Here is an 18,129-nt window from a genome sequence, read left to right on the forward strand (position 1 = left end):
CTCGCCTATGGTATCGAGATAATTATTCGAATCGCTTAAAAATCAACGTACCGTTAGTTCCGCCAAAGCCGAAAGAATTCGACAAAGCGACATTCATCGACATATCCCGAGCAACATTAGGCACATAGTCTAAATCGCATTCGGGATCTTGGTTTTCTAAGTTAATAGTTGGCGGCGCTATTTGATTTTTGAGACTCAAGGCTGTCAGTACCGCTTCGATGCCGCCTGCAGCACCCAAGAGGTGCCCTATCATTGATTTGGTTGAACTGACTGCAACCTTATAGGCATGATCGCCTAACGCGGATTTCATCGCCTGTGTTTCACCGAGATCGCCGGCGGGCGTAGAAGTACCATGCGCATTGATATAGTCGACGTCTTCAGGATTCAAACCGGCATCGCGTAATGCATTTTTCATGCATCGAGCAGCGCCTTCTCCGCCTGGCGAAGGTGAAGTCATGTGATAAGCGTCTCCGCTCATGCCGTAACCCACCAGTTCAGCATAGATTTTCGCACCGCGTGCTTTGGCATGTTCCAACTCTTCCAGAACAACAACACCGGCACCGTCGCTTAACACAAAGCCGTCACGATCACGATCCCATGGGCGACTCGCACGTTGCGGATCATCGTTTCTTCTCGATAAGGCTTTCGCTGACGCAAACCCGCCCATCGCGGTCGGTGAAGTGGTGCAACGCTCGGCACCTCCGGCGATCATTACGTCGACATCACCGTATTTGATCAGTCTAGCGGCATCGCCAATGTTATGTGTGCCGGTTGAACAGGCGGTAACAATCGCAAAATTAGGTCCTTTTAAGCCATATTTAATCGATAAATTACCGGAAATCATATTGATAATATTGCCGGGCACAAAAAACGGCGAAATACGCCTCGGCCCACTTTTATCATATACCGCGTAACAGTCTTCAATACCTGTTATTCCGCCTATTCCCGAACCGATTGCCACACCGATTCTTTCGGCATTATTATCATTAACCTCGATGCCGGAATCCTCGAACGCTTGGCATCCTGCGGCTAACCCGTAATGGATAAAACCGTCCATGCGTTTTGCGTCTTTTTCAGGAATGTATTGAGAGATATCGAAGTTTCTTATTACGCCACCGAAAGTCGTGGCAAAGGCAGAAATATCGAAGGAATCAATGGCGGAAATACCGCTTTTACCATTGACGATTCCGTCCCAGGTTTCCGAAACTGTGTTAGCTAAAGGCGTAACCGCGCCTAGTCCAGTTATTACAACTCGGCGTGTGCTCAATGTTTTATACCCGAAGTTAATTTTAAAGAGGGGATATTTAGGCATGCATAAGTGGATATTAACAGCATCCACTTACATACTTCGAACGGTTATATTTTCGGTGGTTTGGCGCGCTCTTTTGTTCTATAACGCTGACACCTCAGTTTGCTGCTTACTTCCGTGTATGCGTCGAACAAAATTATCATGCATTAATCGCCGAGAACATGACCGTTCGAAATATAAGCAGTTTTTATGCGTTTTTTTCGACGTAATCGATCGCTTGTTGAACAGTAGTGATTTTTTCGGCTTCGTCGTCCGGAATTTCACATTCGAATTCTTCTTCAAGGGCCATGACGAGTTCAACGGTATCCAAAGAGTCTGCACCAAGATCATCGACAAAAGAAGCATCGTTAGCGATATCTTCTTTAACACCTAATTGCTCAGCGACAATCTTTTTTACTCTTTCTTCAACATTACTCATAATTATTATCCTCAACAATGTAAGATTATTTTTAAATCATAATACTTACAATAGTATAGTTATTTGTTTTACTTAGAAATCCCGTCATCTCATTCCAGACGGCGGGGGAATTATACTTTATATTATAAAAATATCACAATATTATGCCATGAACATGCCGCCGTTTACATGCAGCGTTTCTCCAGTGATATACGCGGCACGCTCCGATGCTAAATAAGAAACGGCATAGGCAATTTCTTTAGCATCGCCCAATCGACCTAATGGTATTGAGCTTAAAAGTGCCTGCTTATGCTCTTCGGCCAGTTCACGGGTCATGTCGGTATCGATAAACCCTGGAGCAACAGTATTCACGGTAATGCCGCGCGAACCGACCTCCTTGGCCAGCGACTTGGAAAAACCCACGATGCCGGCTTTAGCGGCGGCATAATTGGCTTGGCCGGCATTGCCGGTCGCACCGACTACCGAGGAAATATTGATTATTCTACCGGTTTTAGCTTTCATCATGCCGCGTAAAACGGCTTTACTCATGCGAAAAACGGATGAAAGATTCGTAGCAATAATCTCATCCCATTCGTCATCTTTCATACGCATCAGTAAGTTATCACGGGTAATACCTGCATTATTGACGAGAACGTTTGGCGTCCCAAAATTGTCATTAATGGTTTTAATTACCGTATCAATCGAGTCAGGATCGGCGACATTGAGTTTAATGCCTGTTCCTGCGTCGCCTAAGTATGCGGCAATCGCTTCAGCACCCTGGTCGCTTGTTGCTGTTCCGATTACAAAAAACTCGTCGGCAGCCAATTGCTCGGCAATTGCACGACCGATACCTCTGCTCGCACCGGTTACCAATGCTATATTTTTAACCATTCACTATCTCCAAGGCTTGATTTAATGAGTCAGGATCATAGATGCTTAAATGTTCGGCATTCTTGGCAATTCGTTTATTCAAGCCAATGAGAACCTTACCCGGGCCGCATTCAACAAACGCCGTAACACCTTGGTCGGACATAAACTTGACGCCGTCTACCCAACGCACCGGTTTAAATAATTGCTCCTTTAACGCATTGCGAATGACTTCGGGAGCGCTATGGGTGCTGACGTCAACATTATGGATCAGAGTGATTCGAGGTGAATCGATACTGGTTTGCTGTAAGAGGTCGCCCAATTGCTCCGCAGCCGACTGCATTAACGCGCAATGCGAAGGGACGCTAACCGGAAGCAAAACTGCGCGTTTAGCACCAACTTCCTTAGCCTTCGCCATTGCGCGCTCGACCGCTGCTTTATCCCCGGCAATGACAACTTGACCAGGCGCATTAAAGTTAGCCGGCGCTACCACACCACCTTCTGCCGCATCTTTGCATAGTTTTACGACTTCGTGATCTTCCAGTCCTAAAATTGCAGCCATGGCGCCCTGTCCTGCCGGAACTGCCTCCTGCATCAGGCGACCCCTTTCGGAGACTAGCTTGATTGCATCCTCATAAGCCATCGCACCGGAGCAAACCAATGCGGTATATTCTCCCAAACTATGTCCTGCCACCCAACCGGGTTGGACAGGACACTGCTTGTTCCAGATTTTCCAAACAGCGTAGCCGGCAGCTAACATAGCCGGTTGAGTTATTGCCGTTTGATTTAATTTTTCTAAAGGACCGGCTTCAACGATCGCCCATAAGTCATAAGACAACGCCTCGGAAGCCTGCTCAAAGGTTTGCTTAATTTCCGGATAGGCTTCCGCCATGGCCGATAACATGCCTACCGACTGGGAACCTTGCCCCGGAAAGACAAAAGCCAAATTATAAATTTGTTCAGTCATTCATTTATTCTCTAGTATTTGATTAAAGCGGAACCCCACGTAAACCCTGCTCCGAAAGCCTCCAATAAGAGCACTTGACCGCGCTGAATTCGCCCGTCTCTAATGCCTTCATTCAATGCTAGCAACACGGATGCCGATGACGTATTGCCTTGAGTCTCTAATGTCAATATGACGTTATCCATCGACATTTTAAGCTTCTTGGCGGTTGCAGCAATGATTCTCGTATTGGCTTGATGCGGGACCAACCAGTCGATCTCGGAGCGTTCCATATTGTTCGCCGCCAAAGTTTCATCGACTATTTGGCCGAGTGTATTGACAGCAATCTTAAACACCTCGTTACCGCGCATATTGACATAGCCGGGTTCATCGCGATTAGACTCTGCCGCGACTTGCGGATTAGGTAAATAGAGCAACTCTTCATATCCGCCGTCCGAGTGGATGTGGGTCGATAAAATGCCGGGGCTATCGGAAGCTTGCAATAAAACGGCGCCGGCACCATCGCCAAAGAGTATGCAGGTGCTTCTATCGCTCCAATCCATGATCCGGGAATAAATTTCGGTGCCGACAATTAAAATGGTTTTAGCTGCTCCCGATTTAATATATTGGTCTGCAATACTTAACGCATAGATGGTGCCCGAACAAGCGGCTTGAATATCGAACGCCACACAATTTTTGATGTTCAAGCGTTCTTGCAATAAACAGCCGGTGCTCGGATAAACGCGATCCGGAGTGCCGGTCGCGACAATAATCATATCGATTTGCTCAGGAGCTATGCCGGCTGCTTCAATAGCTTGGCGAGCGGCAATTTCCCCCATGCTTGACGCAGTCTCGTCGGGTGCCGCGATACGACGACTTTTAATACCTGTACGCTCATAAATCCAAGCATCAGAGGTATCGACGATCTTTGAAATATCGTCATTTGTGCGAATTTGCTTAGGTAAGTAACCGCCTGTGCCGATTATTTTAGAGCAATGCGTCATAAACTCTCTCTTTTCGATAATATGGTTTCGACCTGCTCGCCTATCTTTCTAATGACGCCTTTGGAAACTTCTATTTCCGCTAATTGCACGGCCGTTTTAAACGCCAGAGCATCCGCACCGCCATGGCTTTTGATCACTAAACCATTTAAGCCAAGAAAACTGGCACCATTATACATCCGCGGGTCTATTCGCTGCTTGAAGGATCGAATGACCGGATAGATTAGCAAACCAGACAGTCGCGTAAAAATATTTTTATTAAACGCTTCTTTCAAAACGGTACCGATCATCTTAGCGGCTCCCTCAATGGATTTTAGAGCTACATTACCGACAAACCCGTCGGCGACAATCAAATCGACCTTGACGTTACCCGCCGTCAAGGAATTCCCTTCTACATAACCTATATAATTTAACGATGAGTTTTCAAGCAATTTGGCGGCGGCTTTGACTTGCTCGTTACCTTTCACGTCCTCTTCGCCGATGTTGAGTAAACCAACAGTCGGATTATCGATGTTTTCAACGGCTTTGACCAATTCGGATCCCATTACCGCGAATTGAAAGAGATGCTCTGCCGTGCAATCGACATTGCCGCCTAAATCCAAAACATGGGTGTGACCGAATATCGAAGGTATTGTCGAGATAATCGCCGGTCGATCTATGCCCGGAATCATTTTTAAAACAAAGCGCGCGGTCGCCATCAGCGCACCGGTATTACCCGCGCTCACACAAGCATCGGCTTCGCCGCTCTTAACCAGATTAATCGCGACACGCATTGAAGAATCTTTTTTATTTTTTAATGCTTTAGAAGGCGACTCGTCCATGCCGACGCATTGCGATGCATGTCGAATCGAAAGCCGACCGGCAAAATCGACCAAAGCCTGAGGCATATGATCTCTTAGCACGGCTTCGTCGCCTACTAAGATCAGTTTTAAGTTTGGATTGTTCTTTAAGCAATCCAATGACGCCGGAATAGTTACCGCGGGCCCATGGTCCCCGCCCATCGCATCAATTGAAATTGTTAAACTCACGCCTGCGAATGACCCTGAAAAATAAGATGCTCAACCGAGCCGGATAAATCCGGTTCGGTTGAGCATCTTGATATAAAAGAAATCGACTTAACTTAGTCTTCGTCGTTAGTGTTCACGATTTGGCGGCCTTTGAAAAAACCATCGGGGCTAACGTGATGACGCAGGTGAGTTTCTCCAGTCAACGGATCCTGAGATAGGGTCTTGCTGGTTAACGCATCATGAGAACGACGCTGTCCACGTCTTGAACGGGTTACTTTGCTTTTTTGTACAGCCATTATTTCACTCCAGTATGCTTTAGTTTGGCTAAAATTGAAAAAGGGTTATTAGAATTCGATTGCTCGACATCCAAAGAATCCTGACGATCGATACTTGTCTCAGTTCTAAAACAAGCTTCCGAATGACGCGGAAAATCAGGCAGGGCGAGCAATAGCTCATCCTCAACAATATCTTTGAGGGGAATTTTTCCTTCCCCAACCAGCAAAGGCTCATAATCTTCCGGCAATCGATCCGCTTCATCCAATGAATTAACGATTCCGAGCTTAATGTTGTTTTCTATATGCAAATCCATCGCATTTAAACAGTTTTGACACGCCACGTTCAATGTCGCTGCAATTTTCCCTTCAATGCTTGCCAGTCGTCCGTGTCTGCTAAAAAAAAGTTCAACAGTGGCAACACCCGCGTCATCTTTTAGCAAAGGCGCTAAACGACTTAGGCTTTTTAGTTTTATTTGTCCCGAGAGTTCGCTATGCTTATCAGCAAAACTCAAAGGATCTATAAGTTCGGGTAATCGATCCAACATAACCGGGCAATGATATCCGTAATAGAGTACTTCGTCAAACCGCAATATAACTTTCTAAAATGGAAATCAAACAACTGGTCCTTGCGTCATCTTCCGAATATCGACAATTTTTGTTACGAAAATTACATTTGGAATTTATTTGCGATTCGCCGGGGCTTGACGAAACACCGCTACCCGATGAGTCTCCAAGGCAAACCGCTCGCCGGCTTAGCGAAGCCAAAGCCGGCGAATTAATCGGAAAATTTCCAAACAGTTTAATTATCGGCTCCGACCAAGTCCCGGTTCTCAAAGGCTGTCGGCTTAGTAAGCCGGGCAACAGAAAAACCACCATTGAACAACTATCGGCCGCCTCAGGTCAATGCATGACATTTTACACCGGGGTAGCGGTTGCAAACAGCTTAACCGGTGAAGTGATTAGCGATATCGATGAATGCCATGTTTATTTCAAAAAATTAACAAACATCGCCATCGAGCGTTATGTCGACTTGGAAAAACCGTTTAATTGCGCGGGAGGATTCAAATCTGAAGGAATGGGTATTGTTTTATTGAGCAAAATTGAGGGAGACGATCCTAATGCTCTGATTGGACTGCCTTTAATTAAATTAATTGGCTTACTGGAAAAGTTCGGCGTTAAGGTGATTTAAATAATTCATTAACCAAGAAAAAGCATTTTGTCCATGAAACACACGAAAATATTCAATTAGTTATACTTTCGAGTCGCTTATCCAATTGAGTGATTTAAGAGATTTATGTAACCGCATGATTGCTTTGGTGTATTTCGCGATTTTCGTGGACTGACTGCCGAATTTAGGATTAAGAGCCTTGAAAAGGCTTAATGGAACTGTTTGCCCGGTGCCAATATGTCGAATGTGGCATTGGCCTCATCAACCGCCGCCGCCATTACTTGTTTGATTTTAGCTTCATTGAGCCGAAGAATAGATAAGGTTGATGACGATAAGGTCGACAAAAACTCATCACGCGTTTTACTCTCATTCAAATTAATCGCCAAATAAAGCAAATGAGCATCTAATTTATGGATTAATGCTTTTTCAGGGTGCAGTTGGTAACGTATCGCTTCCGATATGGATTCGGGGAGTTTCCATGATTCTGCCAGCTCCCCTCCTACATCGGCACGAGTAAAACCCAAGACTTGCCGCTCTAAATTGGCCAGTTGACGCTTGTTTTGGAAATTGTTCTTCAGTATTTGCTGAGATTGATCGGGCAACTTGGTATAGATGACCAATGCTCCGATATCGTGCAGCAAACCGGTCAAAAATAACCGTTCGCAATGCAAAACTGCCGCCTTCTTAGCTAGTAGTTTAGCAATGACCGCGCAATGAATGCTTTGTATCCAAAAGTCGGTCATGTTAATCAAGTCATCGGGAATGTTGTCGAAAGTATCGACAACCGAAGTCGCTAACGCCAAGCTCTGTAATTCATCTATTCCGACAATGGTAACGGCTCTGGAAATGGTATCGATTCTTGCTTGAAAACCGTAAAATGAACTATTGACGATTTTCAATAAACGCATACTTAAAGCCGGATCTTTTGTTATGACTCTACCGATATCGACAGCGGTATAGCGAGGGTCTCGAACCATTTCCCTGATTTGAAAATAGATATCGGGCAACGAATAGAGTTTGACAGAGTCTTTTATTAAGGATTTTGCAGTCAAGCTCTTTGCCACCGTTGAGCCCGCCTTACTTGTGATAAAGCGCTAAAACCTGTTTAACATAATTACGGGTTTCAGGATAAGGAGGAATGGAATTATTATATTTTTTTACCGCGCCTTCGCCGGCATTATATGCGGCAACGGCCAATGTTAAATTTGAATTGAACATCTTTAGCAAATCCTTCAAATAGCGTGTCCCGCCATTGATATTTTGCGCCGGATCGGTACGATCTCGAACGCCGTAGCGCTTAGCGGTATCCGGCATCAATTGCATTAATCCTACCGCGCCTGCCGAAGAAATTGCTTGGGCATGATAAGCGGACTCTGCTTGAATAACGGCATGCAAAAGCTTTTCATCGACCTGGTGTTTCGAAGCTGCTTGCGCAATGATATCGTTATACTTCTGCTTATTACCTTTCATTTGCCCCACAGCCCAATTGTAACTCGAAGGACGGGTGCGGATGATTCGCTTATAAAATCGATGGGAAGGCCGATCGGTATAATAAACTTTTCCGTCGGGCGAAACATACTTATAAATATCGGCCGATAAAACCTCGGAGAACAAAAAAAAGGCTACATAGAAAACGATCTTTTTTCGCATGACTTGTTCCCAATTTTTATTTCGAACGATTAGTCCAAATTATGCGCAACAATTGTTATAAAACCTAAGCACCATTTCACACAATCAGTGTAGTCCATTCCATAGAACTTTTTATTTTAACTGGCACCGCCTTTCGAATCGGCCAAATATTTGTCGATATCTTCCTTGGAAAACCCGATTTTCTTAGCTACCCGATCGGCATGACTGACTCTGGATATACCCTCTATTAACTTATAGGTAGGCGCACCGCCGGCAAATTCGACTTGTTTCGGCAAGCCGATGCCCTCCGCAACAAAATTATCAACTAACTGATGATTATGTGTGATTAAAATAGTACTATTGCCTTTTCGGTAAAAGCCGTTAAGCACGTTGGAAGACGACTCGAGCTTTTCTTCGAAGGTCGTGCCTTCGGATAACTCATCGAGCACAACGAGGCTTTTAGCTGTCGTAGCCAAAAAGATATCCCGAGTTCTTTTTAGCTCGGTACCAAAACGACCTTCTCCATCATCCAAATGACTGATTTCCGGTACTTGATAGAAAATCTTATCGGCAACGGTTAGAGTCGTAGATTTGACCGGTACATAGCAACCGATTTGTCCCAATAGTTGAATTTGCGTAATCGTTTTACAAAATGCTGTTTTACCGCCGCTGTTGGGGCCCGTAACTAAAACTAGTTTATCATCGTCCAATTGAAAATCGTTACCGACATACTCCGGGTTCTGGTAAGCAAGAACAGGGTTGCGTGCATTAACGAGATTGATACGATGATGATCGGCTTCGATAAATTGCGGAAGAGCAAGGTCCCCACCGAAGCTTTCCCGGAATTTTATAAACGCAAGCAATTCATCTAATTGGCCCAGCGCATCTAAGGTTTCGCCAACCGCTTGCGAAGTTTTAAACTCATTGCGTAACGGAATAATACAACTGTCCCGATCAAAACCGCCGACCACAGGAAAATAAATTAACAGTAGCGGCACAAAGAAAATCGATGCCACCGGTATCGATTCCTTCGAAATACTAAACAGGCTAGTAGGAAAAAAGTTCGCAAGCGCCCAAAGCACCCCAAAAAAAAGAGCAATCAATAAGGGTTTAAAGAGATTAGGCTTAAAAATAATCGCTGGGATCCACGATCCTTTTCGTTCCTGTTTGCTCTGTATGCCTTGTTCGCTGATAAATACCGGGCCTTTCATCAATGAGTAAGCTCGACTCTCGGTAAAGTTTTTAATCTGCCCCAATACCTCATTCAAATAGGAGCTTTGCGTTTCAGGCACGGCCTTGACTTGGTCAACTAGGTCCAGCATGAACCGGGTGCCACGCTTGTATTGAAGATAGCCGAAACCTTCGATTTCATTATCTTCGCGTGCCGTTCCGAAAGAACCCAAAAATTCACCGTATAACAACAAATAAAGATTCTTTTCATTACTCGAGGCTTGTTCAACAATGCCTTGAAGCTGTTGTCTCAATTCGGCGTCATCAGCAATGGCTTCGACCGCTTGTTGCTTCGCTTTGATAGCTTCGATCGAATCGAGCGGTTTGGCGAGCGAGCGATACAAAACCGATTGTCCGGCAATAGTTTGAGTATGATTTAAAGTATCGAAGATTTCATCGACTTCAATCGCGCTGAAAGCGCCCGCGTCGATTACGCCCGGTTCGCCATCGGCAAACCAGTTTGATCGTGTATCCGGCCAATTTTCAGGCCAAGTTTGTAATATTGTCGACTTCATGGTTTCTTCTTTCTATCGATAATGCCAAACACAATAATGGCCGCAGTCACAATTCCGACCATCGTAATGGTTTCTCTTGACGCTCCGAACAGATAAGCGACTCCACCGCCGATACCCATGCCGAGCCCGCTAAATGCTAAACTGCGCATCAGCCTGCAAACCGCGCAATTTCTATCGTAGTCTTTCATCGCAAAACCTTACGAGGACAAAATGCCTACCATTTTTTGGCTGGCATTAACGATTAATTAAATTCAAAAACTCCGAGCGAGTGCTGATTTCTTCCCTAAAAATCCCCGTCATCACTGACGTTGTCATCACCGAATTTTGTTTTTCGACACCGCGCATCATCATGCATAGATGTTTGGCTTCTATAACTACTGCAACACCTCTGGCATTGATGGATTTCTCGATAGCATCGGCGATCTGTTTAGTCAATTTTTCCTGGATCTGTAAGCGCCTGGCATACATATCGATAATTCGTGCAACCTTTGAAAGACCCAGCACCTTACCCTGAGGGAGATAACCGACATGGCATTTGCCGATGAAGGGTAACAGGTGATGTTCGCATAACGAATAGAGTTCGATATCCTTAACGATGACCATATCTTCGGTATCGGCTTGAAATATAGCCCCGTTCAACACATCATCCAAGTTTTTTTCATAACCATTGTTCAAAAACTTGAATGCATCCGATGCCCGCTTAGGCGTGTCGACCAAACCTTCGCGGGTAACGTCCTCTCCGACTGCTTCGATAATTTTGGAAAAATACTCTTCCATCGTTCGTTCTCTATAATTAAAAAAGCAGGCCAGTATACCTTATCGGGATATTAAATCTAATGCCTTGAGTAGCGTATTTTGATCGGCATCCTGTTTCGTCCCGTTTTCGCTAATATGCCGTCGCCAAGACCTGGCACCAGGAACCCCGTGAAAAAGCCCAAGCAGGTGCCGTGCTATCGAATACAATCGCACGCCCTGTTTTAATTGCTCACCCACATAAGGAAGTAAGGCTTCTACTATTTGTTCACGACTCTTGATGGCATGAAAATTCCGGTAAAACAGTTCATCGACGCCGGCTAATAAATAAGGATTCTGATAAACCTCTCTTCCGACCATGACGCCATCGACCTCGTTATTAATGACAAGCGCTTGATCCAATGAGCGGACGCCGCCATTCAAAATAATTTCCAATTGTGGAAAGTCCCTCTTGATCCGATATACCACATCGTAGCGTAGCGGCGGAATTTCCCGGTTTTCCTTTGGAGACAGTCCGCTCAACCAGGCTTTTCGGGCATGAATGATAAACACCCGGCACCCGGCTTCGGAGACCAGAGTAATAAAACGATGCAGCGCTTCGTAGGAATCTTGATCGTCTATACCGATCCGACATTTGACAGTCACGGGAATCGACACGACCCGACTCATTGCCGATAAGCATTCGGCAACTAATTCCGGAGTCGCCATCAAACATGCGCCGAATCGTCCATTTTGCACACGGTCGCTAGGACAACCGACATTCAGGTTAACTTCGTGATAGCCGTAATCTTCGACCATTTTAGCGCATGCCGCTAATTCCAGAGGATGACTACCGCCCAATTGACATGCCAATGGATTTTCGTCGGGATGGTATTGTAAAAACCGGTCCCGGTCGCCATGCAGTAAGGCACCGGTCGTAATCATTTCGGTATATAAGTAAGCATGTTTTGACATCAACCGATAAAAATACCGGCAATGCCGGTCCGTCCAATCGAGCATAGGGGCAACGCAGAACTTTCTTGGCGTTATGATTTCCGGCAATGCTGAATCGGATTTCGATGTGATGACAGTGGCTACATTGCAAGTTTGAAATTCAGATTGAGCCATGATTGTATTCAGCAACTGGGCTGGTTCGGTTGAGCCGTATTATGTTGCAAATGCTCATTTTTCAATTGAATGTAATGCTGATAGGAATATTCCAAAAATTCTTTTTCACGATCCGACAACGGACGTATTTGCCTGGCCGGACTGCCGACATAAAGAAAACCGCTTTCGAGCTTTTTACCGGGCGGCACCAGCGCACCGGCGCCGAGCATGACGTAATTTTCTAAAACAGCTCCATCCAAAATAATCGCCCCAATGCCGATTAAACAATAATCACCGACGGTACAGGCATGAACCACCGCATTATGACCTATCGTAACGCCTCTACCGATCGTTAAAGGCTGACCTTGAGGCGAAAACGGACCGGCATGGGAAACATGCAAGACCGAACCGTCTTGTACATTAGTACCATCGCCGATACGTATCGATTCAACATCGCCCCGAATAACGGTCGAAGGCCAAACCGACACATCATCGCCCAATACGACGTCGCCAATGACAACAGCGCTTGGATCGATCAAAACCGAACGGCCTATGATAGGCTGTTTATCTTTAAATCTTCTAATCGACACATAACCTCCAGGTTATTTACTATAATTTTGCTAAAGATTTGGTCGAAAATAACTTCCCTATTTTTGGAGGGTTCGGTTGCTCGATTGGCAGGTGTCGGCGGCAGGGCAGATTTTTTCTCATGCGAAATCTGCATTCATGCCATCCATGGCATCAGATTACGCCGTCAAGCCTACAAGGACGTATTCACGGCGTCTTGTCAAGCGAGTTACCGAACCCTCAACAATGCTCATAGTTCCAGGGGGTTATTTATCACGAAATCCTAAATTCAAAAACGAAAACTTTAATGCGATGAACAAGAGTCGTCAACCGACTTAAAATTGAATCATTATAGCCTTCATACGAGAATACCAATGCTTAACAAATTAATAAAACAGAGGTTGCCATTGTGATTTTTAACGGTATTAAACGACAGCTTCGTTCGGTCATACAATGGAATAACCCGCATCCGGAAGCGCTGCTCGAACAATGGACAGACAACGGCGACGAAATCAAAAATGCTTCCAAGTTGATAGTCGGGCCCGGACAAGGCTGCATTTTTGTTTACGAAGGTAAAGTCAAAGCGGTCATTCAAGAACCTTGTCTTGTCGAACTCAACACCGCGAATATTCCTTTTTGGACGACGATTAAAAAATTCATGCAGTTTTTTGTCAGCGAACATAAAGTTGCGATCTATTTTTTCAGAAAAACTAAAATTCTCGATCAAAAATGGGGGACCACATCACCCATCAAATATGAGGATCCGAAGTATCATTTTCCGGTAGGACTAAAAGCCTACGGCAACTTCAGTTATCGAATCTACGATGCCGAGGATTTTTTCATTAACGTTGCCGGAAACCATAACAATTTTTATATCAACGAGTTTCGCGAAATCATGGCGGCTCGTATCATGCATCCATTAGCCGATTATCTTGCCGAAAGTCGTTTCAGCTATGCCGATATCGACGCGAATCGCGAAGAAATCGCACACGGTATGCACATCAAATTATCAACGGCCTTTCAAAAACTCGGTTTTGAAATCACCGATTTTCGCATCGAAGGCACCGATTTCGACGAGGATACGCAAACACGCATCAAACGTATTGCCGACTTGACGGCCGAGACACATGCCGCGCAAATCGCAGGTATCGATTATACGCAACTGCAACAACTAGAAGCGATGCGCGACGCAGCCAGAAACGAAAGCGGTGCGGCAGGACTTGGCATGGCCATGGGTGCGGGCCTCGGTTTCGGGCAATCCATGGCGCAAACCGCTATACCGGTTCAAACCAGTCAACCGCAAGGTAATTCGGAAGCGGTGCAAAAGTTAGCGCAATTAAAACAGATGCATGATTCCGGCTTGATTACCGAGCAAGAATACGCCGATAAAAGAAAAGAAATTCTCGATCGTTTTTAAGTCCTATGAAACGCTGTCATAACTGCTCCGCGCCGCTGCTCGCCAATACCAACCTTTGCCGCTATTGCGGTACGCGAAATGACGTCGACTTGCATGGAAAGCATCATTTTGTCACCATTGATCATGAATCGGAACGAAAATGTCCGCACTGCGCAGAGTCTTTACACACGGTTGGCTTAGACCTCAATGATGGCCTCGGCGAATTCATGATAGAACGCTGCGAACACTGTTTCGGTTTATTTTTCGACCCCGGTGAGATCGAACGATTACTGAAAAGTTCGGTTTCTAATGTTTTCAGTATCAATCAACAATTGCTTCATAATATCAGTGTCGAGCGTTATCAAGCACACAGCAAAAAAGTTAAGTACATCAAATGTCCTGTATGCGATGCCTTCATGCGTCGCATTAATTACGGTCATCGAAGCGGCGTCGTCATCGACCGATGCAATGCGCACGGAATATGGCTCGATAATGGGGAAATTACGCACTTGATGGAATGGAAAAAAGCGGGTGGATTACTATTGCATGAGCAAAAGTTTCGCAATAAAACCAAAGTAAAACAATTTGTTATACCCCCAAAACCCCATCGGGTTACTTACGAAAACTCAACGAGTGAGCCGGTTTTTCTGGACGCGCTATCTTCATTAATTGCTAAACTTTTTAGTTAATTGTGATTAGCTACTCCTAGAATCGAGCGAAAAATCGCCTAATAATCTGAAAGGTTCTGCTTTCACTGCGGCCCTTGACAGGCATACCCCACACCCTAAAATCGGCGAAACTGCTCAAACTGGGAATTGCTGGCACAATTTTATCGAAACTACTTCGGATGCTTAATTCAGTTATAATAGGCGGCTTAGTTAATACCCATCGCAGATCAAAATTCGGCGCCGGGGAGTCTGTCAAAGGACTCCGTAAATACATCCCTGTAGGCTCTATGCCCGCTCCATGCTGGCAAAGCCTTTGCCGCACACCCCGGCGCCTCCTCAGGCACTGCCGAAATTTGAAGCGCGAAAGGTATATTAAATCTATTTTTTCAAAGATATTTGAATGACAAAATTTTTTTATCCATTAAATGACGCTAAGTACATGACGACACTCATACATTGACGAGATGCCAGCAAAACGCAACCGTTATTGAAGTATTTTATATTTTTTAACCGTTACTTAAGCTTTGCTGAATCTAATACCGTAAAATCAATTCAGCTTGAATGAGAAATCTAAATGTACACAAAATTCTTCGGTCTTAATAAAAAGCCATTCTCATTGATTCCCGACCCGGAATTCTTGTACCTGAGCTCAAAGCATCGAAAAGCGTTAAGCACCTTGCAGTACGGTTTGATGAGTCACGCCGGCTTTACCGTGATAACCGGCGAAATCGGCTCAGGTAAAACCACATTGATTCGAAGTATGTTAAATAAAATCAAGGATCAGTGCACCGTCGGCGTAATCACCAATACTCATAGTGCTTTCGGCGATTTGTTGACTTGGGTGCTAGGTGCGTTCGACATCAGTCATGACACGAAATCCAAAGCAGAGCGCTACCAACTGTTCGTCAAATTCATTACTGAACAAGCCCGGAAAAAGCGGCGCGTCGTGCTGATTGTCGATGAAGCGCAGAACATGGAAATTGAAACACTGGAAGAACTCAGACTGCTCTCCAACATTAATGTCCAGCAAGAAATCATGCTCCAGTTGATTTTGATCGGCCAGCCTGAACTCGTGGATAAGCTGAACGAGCCGCAGCTGATTCAGTTTGCTCAGCGTATCTCGATCGAATACCATCTGACTCCTCTTAACTTTGAAGAAACCGAGCTTTACATCGATCATCGCTTGCAAATCGCAGGCAGCCAGACCAAAGTATTCAATCAATCGGCTTGCGCGGCTATTTTTTATTACAGCGCAGGTGTTCCGCGCCTTATTAATAATATATGCGACTTGGCAATGGTCTTTGCATTCGCCAATGATACTAAGGAAATCGGCTGGAAAACGATTGTCGAGGTTATCAATGAAAGGAAAACGGGCGGGATTAATCGCTTCAGAGGAAAGCATTGCCCGGAACCCGACTTAATGCAGAAGGTAGCGGAAGCAGAAAAATTACGCCGGGCAATTCTCGAAAAAACCGGAGTCGATATTTCAAAGTGTCATTAAACGACCGCTAGAAATATTTAAGAGGAACCTTCATTAATAGCCACTAATTCAATATGCTGTAACGCGGCTGTGACATGCAAAAGCTTTCCAATACGATAAAGCATTCTTTGATTTCCCCGATGAACCTCAATCGTCTGCCCTGGTTTTAAGTAATGCGCACCTAAAACAATACTCTCAGGCTGATGTAAAATCGAATCGGCAGGGACATAAATCGCCAGTTGGCCTTCTTGCTTATTAATTCCAAGCAAAATGATCCAAACCAATTCAGAACGCATTCCCATCAATTCAATGCCCAGAATCAGCCCCTCGTCTTCAAGTCGACTGATTCTTCGGATCTGACCGATTTCCAATTCCTTAAACCCTGGTTGTTGAACCGCGAACAACTCGCCAACTTTGATTCTTTGTTCTTCCGAACTCCAAACCAATGCATAGCCTTTAATGCTGCTATTCAAGATCAAAAAATCGCCGAACGGAATTTCATTGAGTAGTTCAAGCGGCTCAGGTTGCGACCAAATTTTCTTAGTCCCTGAAGCCAGTGCGCTGAGTTTATGGATTTTGGCCGCTTTCGGATCGATAGCCGAAAGTCCGGTTTTTTTCTGGTTTAAGTTATAAGCAATTTCATCGCCTTCCGGAACCAAATCTAAATCCGGTACTTGCCAACTTCCGGCAATTCTTGGGTCATGTGCAGACCGCACTTTAATTGTTTCATTGTCGACACCCTGTATTTTTGCGAGCACACTGACGATTGACTTAAAACCGATATAGCCCCTAGCATTCTCTGTCGATACGATACGGGTGTATTTTCTTGTGCGTTTTTTAGTCAATACTTCCGCCACTCTGAAAAGCAGATCCTTGTCGATAAAGCGAAAATCCGTTTTTTTATCTTTTCTTGTTTGAGCGGCAGTAATGAGAAAATTAACGATTGGCAGTGTGGCAATATAACGGGTATTGTTTTGTGGTTCGGTTAGGGGGGGTAAATTTTTGCTAGGCGCTTCATCGATATCCAAGTTTAACTGAAAAGTACCTTGTATAGCTTCAGGTGCCACCTCGCTAGTTAAGCTGATGGTATCAACACACTCTGCTAGCAAATTGAATAGAGTATTCATTTCACGAACTCTAAAACAATCCGTATCACAGCACGAAAAAATAAGCATTTGCTTGAAGACGCTTGCGATCGTTTTATGCTTAACATGACTCATATTCACTGGAATATTTAAAAGCTCAAGGGTTTGCGCTCTTATGTAATTACGGTAACAATTTAACCAAAAGCCTTTCTGAACGCTAGCATAGACTTGACTTATATGCAGTAAAACTTGACTCGCGGAATACATTGCCGAAAACAATATTTGTGCTTGTTCCTGCTTGCTCCAATTGGTATCTATCGATTCGAGCTGATGACTCAAATCCGAAAAACTCATCGTCAATTGCGTGTAAACCCATACTAAAATTTCGACATTCGAAGATTCTTCTCCAGATAAGGGAAAGCCGCTATCCAAATATAAGCTTTCAAGCCTCTCGGCCACTTCATTAACCAGCGGAATTGCTTTAAGAAGACATGTAAAGCGAAATCGAGGACTGATATCCATGCTATTCATGGCATGAAAAACCGAAGCCAGTTGACGACAAATTTCGTAACCATTTTCAGAAGACAGTAAATCCAGCCATTTCGCAAAAGATTGTTCGTCAGGAGCGAATGGCATTGCTTCGTATGTTAAGTTGGATTGCAATCTGAATTTAAGTTTATTCATTTTTGTTCTTAATCATTAGTAAGTGTCATTAAGCGGGTGCGGTTTCTGCTATACTCGATTGCAGTTTAG

20 protein-coding genes are annotated in these 18,129 nt (G+C 44.7%); 4 read left to right on the forward strand and 16 right to left on the reverse strand.

All coding sequences use genetic code 11. From position 1 onward, the window contains the following. Positions 1-22 precede the first annotated feature (22 nt). The 8 genes from fabF to EQU24_RS10400 form a co-directional block, all read right to left on the reverse strand. On the reverse strand, positions 23-1,267 hold the full coding sequence (gene fabF / locus EQU24_RS10365; RefSeq protein ID WP_026130034.1) for a beta-ketoacyl-ACP synthase II: 1,245 nt from the start codon (positions 1,265-1,267) through the stop codon (positions 23-25). 229 nt (positions 1,268-1,496) lie between these two features. Beyond that, the gene (acpP, locus tag EQU24_RS10370) at positions 1,497-1,727 is read right to left on the reverse strand and encodes an acyl carrier protein (RefSeq protein ID WP_014148504.1); all 231 of its coding nucleotides are present in this window, start codon (positions 1,725-1,727) and stop codon (positions 1,497-1,499) included. A 141-nt stretch (positions 1,728-1,868) separates the two neighbouring features. Continuing rightward, complete coding sequence (gene fabG / locus EQU24_RS10375) at positions 1,869-2,597, reverse strand: 3-oxoacyl-ACP reductase FabG (protein WP_017839573.1); 729 nt, start codon at positions 2,595-2,597, stop codon at positions 1,869-1,871. Next, the gene (gene fabD, locus EQU24_RS10380; RefSeq protein WP_017839572.1) at positions 2,590-3,540 is read right to left on the reverse strand and encodes an ACP S-malonyltransferase; all 951 of its coding nucleotides are present in this window, start codon (positions 3,538-3,540) and stop codon (positions 2,590-2,592) included. Before fabD ends, fabG begins: the two co-directional genes overlap by 8 nt. An 11-nt stretch (positions 3,541-3,551) precedes the next feature. Continuing rightward, positions 3,552-4,520 (reverse strand): beta-ketoacyl-ACP synthase III, encoded by a 969-nt coding sequence (locus EQU24_RS10385; RefSeq protein WP_017839571.1) that lies wholly within the window; start codon positions 4,518-4,520, stop codon positions 3,552-3,554. Then, positions 4,517-5,545, reverse strand: coding sequence for a phosphate acyltransferase PlsX (gene plsX, locus EQU24_RS10390; RefSeq protein WP_083877629.1), 1,029 nt, complete (start codon positions 5,543-5,545; stop codon positions 4,517-4,519). The genes EQU24_RS10385 and plsX overlap by 4 nt, the downstream gene beginning before the upstream one ends. Positions 5,546-5,637: 92 nt before the next feature. After that, entirely contained in the window at positions 5,638-5,820 is a 183-nt protein-coding gene (gene rpmF, locus EQU24_RS10395; protein WP_083877628.1) for a 50S ribosomal protein L32, read from the reverse strand. Then, complete coding sequence (locus tag EQU24_RS10400) at positions 5,820-6,344, reverse strand: YceD family protein (protein ID WP_017839569.1); 525 nt, start codon at positions 6,342-6,344, stop codon at positions 5,820-5,822. Before EQU24_RS10400 ends, rpmF begins: the two co-directional genes overlap by 1 nt. A gap of 59 nt (positions 6,345-6,403) precedes the next feature. Here EQU24_RS10400 and EQU24_RS10405 point away from each other — a divergent pair, with 59 nt between their 5' ends. Then, on the forward strand, positions 6,404-6,988 hold the full coding sequence (locus EQU24_RS10405; RefSeq protein WP_017839568.1) for a Maf family protein: 585 nt from the start codon (positions 6,404-6,406) through the stop codon (positions 6,986-6,988). Positions 6,989-7,176: 188 nt separating this feature from the next. On the opposite strand, the gene EQU24_RS10410 is transcribed toward EQU24_RS10405, so the two are convergent. The 7 genes from EQU24_RS10410 to EQU24_RS10440 form a co-directional block, all read right to left on the reverse strand. Beyond that, on the reverse strand, positions 7,177-8,019 hold the full coding sequence (locus tag EQU24_RS10410; RefSeq protein ID WP_235726381.1) for an HDOD domain-containing protein: 843 nt from the start codon (positions 8,017-8,019) through the stop codon (positions 7,177-7,179). Positions 8,020-8,044: 25 nt separating this feature from the next. After that, complete coding sequence (locus EQU24_RS10415; RefSeq protein ID WP_017839566.1) at positions 8,045-8,617, reverse strand: transglycosylase SLT domain-containing protein; 573 nt, start codon at positions 8,615-8,617, stop codon at positions 8,045-8,047. Positions 8,618-8,733: 116 nt separating this feature from the next. Continuing rightward, positions 8,734-10,341: a MutS-related protein gene (locus EQU24_RS10420; RefSeq protein WP_017839565.1), complete on the reverse strand. Its 1,608-nt coding sequence runs from the start codon at positions 10,339-10,341 to the stop codon at positions 8,734-8,736. Next, the gene (locus EQU24_RS10425) at positions 10,338-10,529 is read right to left on the reverse strand and encodes a hypothetical protein (protein WP_017839564.1); all 192 of its coding nucleotides are present in this window, start codon (positions 10,527-10,529) and stop codon (positions 10,338-10,340) included. The genes EQU24_RS10420 and EQU24_RS10425 overlap by 4 nt, the downstream gene beginning before the upstream one ends. A 46-nt stretch (positions 10,530-10,575) precedes the next feature. After that, entirely contained in the window at positions 10,576-11,118 is a 543-nt protein-coding gene (gene folE, locus EQU24_RS10430; RefSeq protein WP_017839563.1) for a GTP cyclohydrolase I FolE, read from the reverse strand. 39 nt (positions 11,119-11,157) lie between these two features. Next, positions 11,158-12,201, reverse strand: coding sequence for a tRNA dihydrouridine(20/20a) synthase DusA (dusA, locus tag EQU24_RS10435; protein WP_083877627.1), 1,044 nt, complete (start codon positions 12,199-12,201; stop codon positions 11,158-11,160). 8 nt (positions 12,202-12,209) lie between these two features. Beyond that, positions 12,210-12,770, reverse strand: a complete 561-nt coding sequence (locus EQU24_RS10440; protein WP_017839561.1) for a gamma carbonic anhydrase family protein — start codon at positions 12,768-12,770, stop codon at positions 12,210-12,212. Between the two features lie 386 nt (positions 12,771-13,156). Between EQU24_RS10440 and EQU24_RS10445 the strand changes: the two genes are divergently transcribed. From EQU24_RS10445 to EQU24_RS10455, 3 genes are all read left to right on the forward strand, one after another. After that, positions 13,157-14,164 carry an SPFH domain-containing protein gene (locus EQU24_RS10445; RefSeq protein ID WP_017839560.1) on the forward strand — a complete coding sequence of 336 codons (1,008 nt, stop codon included), beginning with the start codon at positions 13,157-13,159 and terminating at the stop codon, positions 14,162-14,164. A 5-nt stretch (positions 14,165-14,169) separates the two neighbouring features. Then, positions 14,170-14,832 carry a TFIIB-type zinc ribbon-containing protein gene (locus EQU24_RS10450; protein WP_017839559.1) on the forward strand — a complete coding sequence of 221 codons (663 nt, stop codon included), beginning with the start codon at positions 14,170-14,172 and terminating at the stop codon, positions 14,830-14,832. A gap of 553 nt (positions 14,833-15,385) precedes the next feature. Beyond that, complete coding sequence (locus tag EQU24_RS10455; protein ID WP_017839558.1) at positions 15,386-16,312, forward strand: ExeA family protein; 927 nt, start codon at positions 15,386-15,388, stop codon at positions 16,310-16,312. Between the two features lie 17 nt (positions 16,313-16,329). Here EQU24_RS10455 and EQU24_RS10460 read toward each other — a convergent pair whose 3' ends face one another. Further along, positions 16,330-18,060 carry a hypothetical protein gene (locus tag EQU24_RS10460; RefSeq protein WP_017839557.1) on the reverse strand — a complete coding sequence of 577 codons (1,731 nt, stop codon included), beginning with the start codon at positions 18,058-18,060 and terminating at the stop codon, positions 16,330-16,332. Positions 18,061-18,129: the final 69 nt, after the last annotated feature.

The organism is Methylotuvimicrobium buryatense (assembly GCF_005931095.1).
GTDB classification, from domain to species: Bacteria; Pseudomonadota; Gammaproteobacteria; order Methylococcales; family Methylomonadaceae; genus Methylotuvimicrobium; species Methylotuvimicrobium buryatense.

Excerpts from the sequence above, each read along its gene's own strand:
- EQU24_RS10385 (WP_017839571.1), bottom strand. The coding sequence starts at position 4,520 with ATGACGCATTGCTCTAAAATAATCGGCACAGGCGGTTACTTACCTAAG.
- EQU24_RS10455 (WP_017839558.1), top strand. The coding sequence starts at position 15,386 with ATGTACACAAAATTCTTCGGTCTTAATAAAAAGCCATTCTCATTGATT.
- rpmF (WP_083877628.1), bottom strand. The coding sequence starts at position 5,820 with ATGGCTGTACAAAAAAGCAAAGTAACCCGTTCAAGACGTGGACAGCGT.
- folE (WP_017839563.1), bottom strand. The coding sequence starts at position 11,118 with ATGGAAGAGTATTTTTCCAAAATTATCGAAGCAGTCGGAGAGGACGTT.
- EQU24_RS10450 (WP_017839559.1), top strand. The coding sequence starts at position 14,170 with ATGAAACGCTGTCATAACTGCTCCGCGCCGCTGCTCGCCAATACCAAC.
- dusA (WP_083877627.1), bottom strand. The coding sequence starts at position 12,201 with ATGGCTCAATCTGAATTTCAAACTTGCAATGTAGCCACTGTCATCACA.
- EQU24_RS10460 (WP_017839557.1), bottom strand. The coding sequence starts at position 18,060 with ATGAATAAACTTAAATTCAGATTGCAATCCAACTTAACATACGAAGCA.
- fabG (WP_017839573.1), bottom strand. The coding sequence starts at position 2,597 with ATGGTTAAAAATATAGCATTGGTAACCGGTGCGAGCAGAGGTATCGGT.
- acpP (WP_014148504.1), bottom strand. The coding sequence starts at position 1,727 with ATGAGTAATGTTGAAGAAAGAGTAAAAAAGATTGTCGCTGAGCAATTA.
- fabD (WP_017839572.1), bottom strand. The coding sequence starts at position 3,540 with ATGACTGAACAAATTTATAATTTGGCTTTTGTCTTTCCGGGGCAAGGT.
- EQU24_RS10400 (WP_017839569.1), bottom strand. The coding sequence starts at position 6,344 with ATGTTGGATCGATTACCCGAACTTATAGATCCTTTGAGTTTTGCTGAT.
- EQU24_RS10405 (WP_017839568.1), top strand. The coding sequence starts at position 6,404 with ATGGAAATCAAACAACTGGTCCTTGCGTCATCTTCCGAATATCGACAA.
- EQU24_RS10415 (WP_017839566.1), bottom strand. The coding sequence starts at position 8,617 with ATGCGAAAAAAGATCGTTTTCTATGTAGCCTTTTTTTTGTTCTCCGAG.
- EQU24_RS10425 (WP_017839564.1), bottom strand. The coding sequence starts at position 10,529 with ATGAAAGACTACGATAGAAATTGCGCGGTTTGCAGGCTGATGCGCAGT.
- EQU24_RS10420 (WP_017839565.1), bottom strand. The coding sequence starts at position 10,341 with ATGAAGTCGACAATATTACAAACTTGGCCTGAAAATTGGCCGGATACA.